This is a genomic window from Streptomyces sp. NPDC002690, assembly GCF_053592415.1.
The window spans coordinates 1-5,838 of sequence record NZ_JBSFVR010000430.1; the positions used below are offsets into that span (position 1 = coordinate 1).

5 protein-coding genes and 1 pseudogene are annotated in these 5,838 nt (G+C 71.3%); 4 read left to right on the forward strand and 2 right to left on the reverse strand.

Annotated elements, in window-relative coordinates:
* The 3 genes from ACWD3D_RS32480 to ACWD3D_RS32490 all read left to right on the forward strand — a co-directional run.
* Positions 1-908 (forward strand): AIM24 family protein (locus ACWD3D_RS32480; RefSeq protein ID WP_451464319.1); only part of this gene is annotated, 908 nt, incomplete at its 5' end.
* 11 nt (positions 909-919) lie between these two features.
* Entirely contained in the window at positions 920-1,600 is a 681-nt protein-coding gene (locus tag ACWD3D_RS32485) for an AIM24 family protein (protein WP_451464320.1), read from the forward strand.
* 17 nt (positions 1,601-1,617) lie between these two features.
* Complete coding sequence (locus ACWD3D_RS32490; protein ID WP_451464321.1) at positions 1,618-2,364, forward strand: AIM24 family protein; 747 nt, start codon at positions 1,618-1,620, stop codon at positions 2,362-2,364.
* Between the two features lie 104 nt (positions 2,365-2,468).
* On the opposite strand, the gene ACWD3D_RS32495 is transcribed toward ACWD3D_RS32490, so the two are convergent.
* Together ACWD3D_RS32495 and ACWD3D_RS32500 are read right to left on the reverse strand one after the other, a co-directional pair.
* Positions 2,469-3,005: an NUDIX hydrolase gene (locus ACWD3D_RS32495; protein WP_451464322.1), complete on the reverse strand. Its 537-nt coding sequence runs from the start codon at positions 3,003-3,005 to the stop codon at positions 2,469-2,471.
* Positions 3,002-4,504, reverse strand: coding sequence for a zinc-dependent metalloprotease (locus tag ACWD3D_RS32500; RefSeq protein WP_451464323.1), 1,503 nt, complete (start codon positions 4,502-4,504; stop codon positions 3,002-3,004). The genes ACWD3D_RS32495 and ACWD3D_RS32500 overlap by 4 nt, the downstream gene beginning before the upstream one ends.
* A gap of 193 nt (positions 4,505-4,697) precedes the next feature.
* Here ACWD3D_RS32500 and ACWD3D_RS32505 point away from each other — a divergent pair.
* A pseudogene (locus ACWD3D_RS32505) lies at positions 4,698-5,762 on the forward strand (SDR family oxidoreductase); the annotation flags it as partial.
* Between the last annotated feature and the right edge of the window lie 76 nt (positions 5,763-5,838).

Sequence of the window (5,838 nt, forward strand, 5' to 3'; positions counted from 1 at the left end):
TGGCGAACCCGTCCCCTCGTCGGACGACTTCACCGTCTCCTCGATCATCCCGGAGCAGCAGCAGCCGCCCCTGTCCCCGGCTCCGCAGCTCTCGGCCGCAGGCTTACGGGCAGCCGCAGTTCGGGCAGCAGCCCCCGCAGGCGTACGGGCAGCAGCCCCCGCAGTTCGGGCAGCAGCCGCAGGCACCTTTCGGGCAGCAGCCCGGCGGACTCCCGCAGGGGGTGCCCCAGGGCGCCCCGGCGACCGGAGCCGGACTCGCGGCGGCACTCCAGCCCTACAAGGAGAAGCCGACCGGGCAGCGCTGGACGCCGCAGAACCAGCAGCTCATGCGGGTCGATCTCACCCTCGGCGGCAATGCCGTGCTGGCCCGGCAAGGCAGCATGGTGATGTACCAGGGCAAGGTCGACTTCGGCTACAAGGGCGCCGGCTTCACCGGCCGGGTCGTCGGCAACGCCACCGGCCAGGAGATGCAGCTCATGCGCTGTACCGGCCGAGGGCAGGTCTTCCTCGCCGAGGAGGGTGCCCACCTGCACCCCATCGAGCTCCAGGGCGACGGCATCTGCGTCTCCGCGGAGAACGTCCTGGCCTTCGACGAATCGCTCAGTTACGAGGTCCGCAGGGTGGAGGGCCACGGCATCCCCGGCGGAGCCCTGTTCACCATGCAGTTCCAGGGCACCGGCACCGTGGTCGTCAAGACGCACGGTGTGCCGGTCGTCCTGCCGGTCACGCCGACCACCTTCGCCGACTGCAACGCCGTCGTCGCCTGGTCGTCGGCCGCCCAGGTCATCATCTCCAGCCAGGTCCGGCTGCGCCGCAACGCGTACCCCGGCCACAGCGGGGAGACCGTGAACCTCCAGTTCCGGGGAGCCCCCGGGAACTTCATCGTCGTCCAGCCCTACGAGGTCTGAGGGAGCCTGCCATGAACCAGCAACTCGCGGGCTACGCCCCGACCCCCGTCACCGCGCGGATGGAGAACCACGGCCACTCGATGCTCAAGGTGGCGATGGCCACCGGCCAGGACCTCTACGCCCGTACGGGTTCGATGGTGGCCTACGAAGGCTTCATCCAGTACGAACCCAACCCGCCCGCCGTCCGGCAGATCGCCTCCCAGTGGGTCACCGGTGAGGGCACCCCCGTCATGAAGTGCTCCGGCGACGGACTGCTCTACCTCGCCGACTACGGCGCCGACGTGGTCGTGATCAACCTCAACAACGAGTCGATCTCGGTCAACGGCACCAACCTCCTCGCCTTCGACGCCCACTTGGGCTGGGGCGTCGAGCGGGTCAAGGGGATGGCGAAGTTCGCCGGCCAGGGCCTGTGGAACGTCGTCGTGGAAGGCACCGGATGGGTGGCCATCACCTCCCGGGGCACCCCGATCGTGGTCGACTGCGGCCGGGGCGAGGACGAGACGTACGTCGACCCGGACGCGCTCGTCGCCTGGTCGCCGAACCTCAAGATCAAGGGCAAGCGGAGCTTCAAGGCGAGCGCGCTCATCGGGCGGGGCAGCGGCGAGGCCTATCAGATGGCCTTCTCGGGCCAGGGCATCGTCGTGGTCCAGCCGAGCGAGGACAGCACCGACCGCCTCCGCGTCCGGTCCTGAAGGGAGGGAGAGACACCATGCAGAGTCCGCTTTTCGCCCATACCGAGCAGCAGTCCTCGGAGCGGTACACCGTCCAGAACCCGCAGCTGCTGCGGGTCTCCCTGACGGGCAGCGACGCCGTGCTCGCCCGCAAGGGCGCCATGGTCGCCTACCAGGGGCTGATGGAGTTCGACGGCGAGTACCAGTCGAACTCCCAGCGCAACGCCCGCGCCCGTACGGGAGAGGGCCTCGACCTGATGCGCTGCACGGGCCAGGGCACCGTGTACTTCGCCAACCTCGCGCAGTACATCCACGTGGTCGACGTCGACCACGCGGGGATGACGGTCGACAGCGCCTACGTCCTGGCGCTCGACTCCTCGCTGCACACCGAGGTCATCGCCGTGGACAGCCAGTACGGCATCTCCGGCACCGGCAAGTACCAGCTCAACATCACCGGCACCGGCAAGGTCGCGCTGATGACCTCGGGCCAGCCGCTGACGCTCCAGGTCACCCCGGACAAGTACGTCAACGCCGACGCCGACGCCATCGTCGCCTGGTCCAGCTCGCTCCGGGTCCAGATGCAGGCGCAGACACACTCCTCGGGCGTCATGCGCAGGCGGGGCAACACCGGCGAGGGCTGGGAGCTGAGCTTCCTCGGCGAGGGCTTCGCGCTGGTCCAGCCCAGCGAGGTCATGCCCCCGCAGCACGCCCAGATCGGCCAGGGAATCCGCGGCCAGTACGGCGTGGGCTCGCAGAACCAGAACCAGAACAACGCCTGGAACTGATCCCGGACGCGGGAACCGATCCCGGACGCACCACGCGTCCCCGTACGCCACAGGGGCGGCCCCCTCCATCGCGGAAGGGGCCGCCCCTGTGGCGTACGGGCAGGTCAGAGCGCCGCGCGGGCGGCCTCCAGCAGCCGCACCACCGAGGCGTCGGCGACCCCGGCCACCTCGTCGTACGCGTACCAGCGCAGATCCAGCGACTCCTCGCTGATCCGCTGCGTGGCACCGGCGGGGGCCACCGCGGCGTACTGCACGTCGAGGTGCCAGTGGCAGGGAGCCGGGATCGGGTGCCGGTCCAGGCGCACCGGGCCGCCGGCCAGCAGCACCAGGCCGTCGATGCCGGACTCCTCGGTTGCCTCCCGCAGCGCGGAGTCCGCGAGCGTGGCGTCCTCCGGCTCGCAGTGGCCGCCCATCTGGAGCCACATGCCGAGCTTCCGGTGCAGGGTCAGCAGCACCCTGTCCGCCGCCGGGTCCAGCACCAGCGCGCTGGCGGTCAGATGCCCCGCCCCGCACGCCTTCCACATCCCGTCCGGATGGGCGTCCAGATGGTCCAGGTACGTCTGGCGGAGCTCCGCCTGAGCGGCGTCACCGCCGCCCTCGTACGCCTTGAGCACGAGGGCGGCGTCGTGGTGCAGGCTCACCGGTCCGTGTCGCCCTTCGGGTCGGAGCCGTCCTGGCCGTCGGTCTCGTCGGTCCGGCCGTCGCTCCCGGCCGCCGTGTCCTCGGGCGCGGAGTCACCGGCCGCCGTGTCCTCGGGCGCCGGGTCCTTGGACAGGGCGCCGCCGCTCGCGGCCTCGCCGAGCATCTTGTCGAGCTCGGAGAAGTCCAGCTGCTCGTGGTGGACGAAGCCGTCCGGATCGTCCAGGTCCTGGGCGGTCGGCAGCATGTCCGGGTGCTCCCAGAGGCCGTCACGGCCTTCCAGGCCCCGGGCGTCCGTGAGCGAGGCCCACAGGCGCGAGGCGTCCCGCAGCCGACGCGGCCGCAGCTTCAGCCCGATGAGCGTGGCGAAGGTCTGCTCCGCGGGACCGCCGGAGGCACGGCGCCGGCGCATCGTCTCGCGCAGCGCGTCCGCCGATCCCAGACGGGGCTTCGCCGCCTCGTGGACCACCGCGTCCACCCAGCCCTCGACCAGCGCGAGCGCCGTCTCCAGACGGGCCAGCGACGCCTTCTGCTCCGGAGTGTCCTCCGGCTGGAACATGCCCTGCTGAAGGGCGTCCTGGAGCTGCTGGGGCTCCGAGGGGTCGAACTGTCCGACGACGTCCTCCAGCTTCGAGGTGTCGACCTTGATGCCGCGCGCGTAGGACTCGACCGCGCCGAACAGGTGCGAGCGCAGCCACGGGACGTGCGCGAAGAGACGCTGGTGGGCGGCCTCGCGCAGAGCGAGGTAGAGCCGCACCTCCTCCAGCGGGACGCTGAGGTCCTTGCCGAGACGCTCGACGTTCAGCGGGAGCAGCGCGGCCTTGCCCGCCGGACCGAGCGGCAGCCCGATGTCCGTGGAACCGACGACCTCGCCCGCGAGGACGCCCACCGCCTGCCCGATCTGCTGGCCGAACATGGCGCCGCCCATCGACCGCATCATGCCGATCAGCGGGCCGGCCATCGCCTGCATCTCCTCGGGCAGCACGTCGCCCATGGCCATGCCGACGCGCTCGGCCACCGGGTCCACGAGCTGCTGCCACGCCGGGAGGGACGCCTCGACCCACTCCGCACGGCTCCACGCCACGGTGGTGACCGCGCCGGAGGGCAGCGAGGTCACGCCGTCCAGCCAGTGGTCGGCCAGCCGCAGGGCCTCGTCGACGGCCGCGCGCTCGGCGGGTCCGACGCTCGCGTCCTTGCTGCCGTCCTGGGTGCCCTGCGAGACCGTCTGGCGGGCGATCTGCTTGGCCATGTCCCAGTTCACCGGACCGCCCTCGTAACTCAGCATCTGGCCGAGTTGCTGGAAGGCGGCGCCCAGGTCGTTCGGGTTCATCGAACCGAACATGGCCGCGAACGGGTTGTCCCCGCCGGCACCGGGACCGAAGCCGAACGGGTTCGCCGGTCCGCTCTGACCCTGCCCACCTTCGATGGGGTCCTTCTTCTTGCCGTCGCCGTTCTCCGGCTCCTCCGGCGGAAGGCCGAATCCGAATGGGGTGTCACTCACGGGTTTCCTCGGCTCGTAGGGCCGCCGGCTGGATCCGGCGGCGATGCCCGGCTTGTCACCATCCAGCGTAGACACCCGCTCCGGCTCAGGGGCTCAGTGCTCCGCCGGGACTCGGGCTGCGGCAGGATAGACGCCACCAGGTACGCACGCCTCGACTCGGGTACGTACTGAAGACAACCGCTGGAGACGCCTGGTGAGTTCCCCAGATCCTCAGGTTCGCGGAGCGCGAAACCTGAACGACCCCATGACCGAGAAGAAGCCCGCGAAAAACATTTCCGGGAAGCGGGGCCCCGTCGTCGCGGTCACCGGCGCGGCGACCGGGGTGGGGGCGCTGCTGACCGCACACCTCGCCGCGTCGGACGAGATCGGGCGGGTCGTCGCGATCGACGAGCGTCGCGCGGACGTGCCCGGGGTGACCTGGCACGTTCTCGACGTGCGGGACCCCGCCATCGCGGAGAAACTGCGGGGCGCGGACGTCGTGGTCCACCTCGCCGTCGACCTCGATCTGGAGACCGACGCGGCGGCCCGCACCGCGTACAACGTGCGCGGCACGCAGACCGTGCTGACCGCCGCCGCGGCCGTGGGCGTCCACCGGGTGGTGCTCTGCACCTCCGCGATGGTCTACGGCGCCCTGCCGGACAACGACATCCCCCTTTCCGAGGACGCGGAACTGCGCGCCACCGCCGAGGCCACCGGCGTCGGCGACCTGCTGGAGATCGAACGCCTCGGCCGCCGTGCCCCGCGCGCCCACCCCGGTCTGAACGTCACCGTCGTCCGCCCGGCCGTCCTGGTGGGTGGCACGGACACCGCGCTCACCCGCTACTTCGAGTCCCCCCGGCTGCTCGTGGTGGCCGGATCGCGGCCCACCTGGCAGTTCTGCCACGTCGAGGACCTGGTCAGCGCCCTGGAGTACGCGGCGCTGGAACTGATCGACGGGGAGTTCGCCGTCGGCTGCGACGGCTGGCTGGAGCAGGAACAGGTCGAGGAGCTCAGCGGGGTACGCCGCATGGAGCTGCCCTCGGCCGTCGCGCTGGGCGCCGCCGCCCGGCTGCACCGGATCGGACTGACCCCCTCTCCGGCCGGTGACCTCGCCTACACGATGCATCCCTGGGTGGTCAGCGTGGGCCGGCTGCACGACGCCGGCTGGCGGCCCCGCTGGACCAACGAGGAGGTGCTGGCCGCACTCCTCGAAGAGGTGGAGGGCCGCCACACGCTGGCCGGCCGCCGGCTCGGCCGCAAGGACGCCACCGCCGCGGGCGGATGAACACCGGCGAGGAGGGGACGTGGTTCTGCTTGCCGACCAGCGCGAACCATCTGGCGGCCGTCGAGTGGCT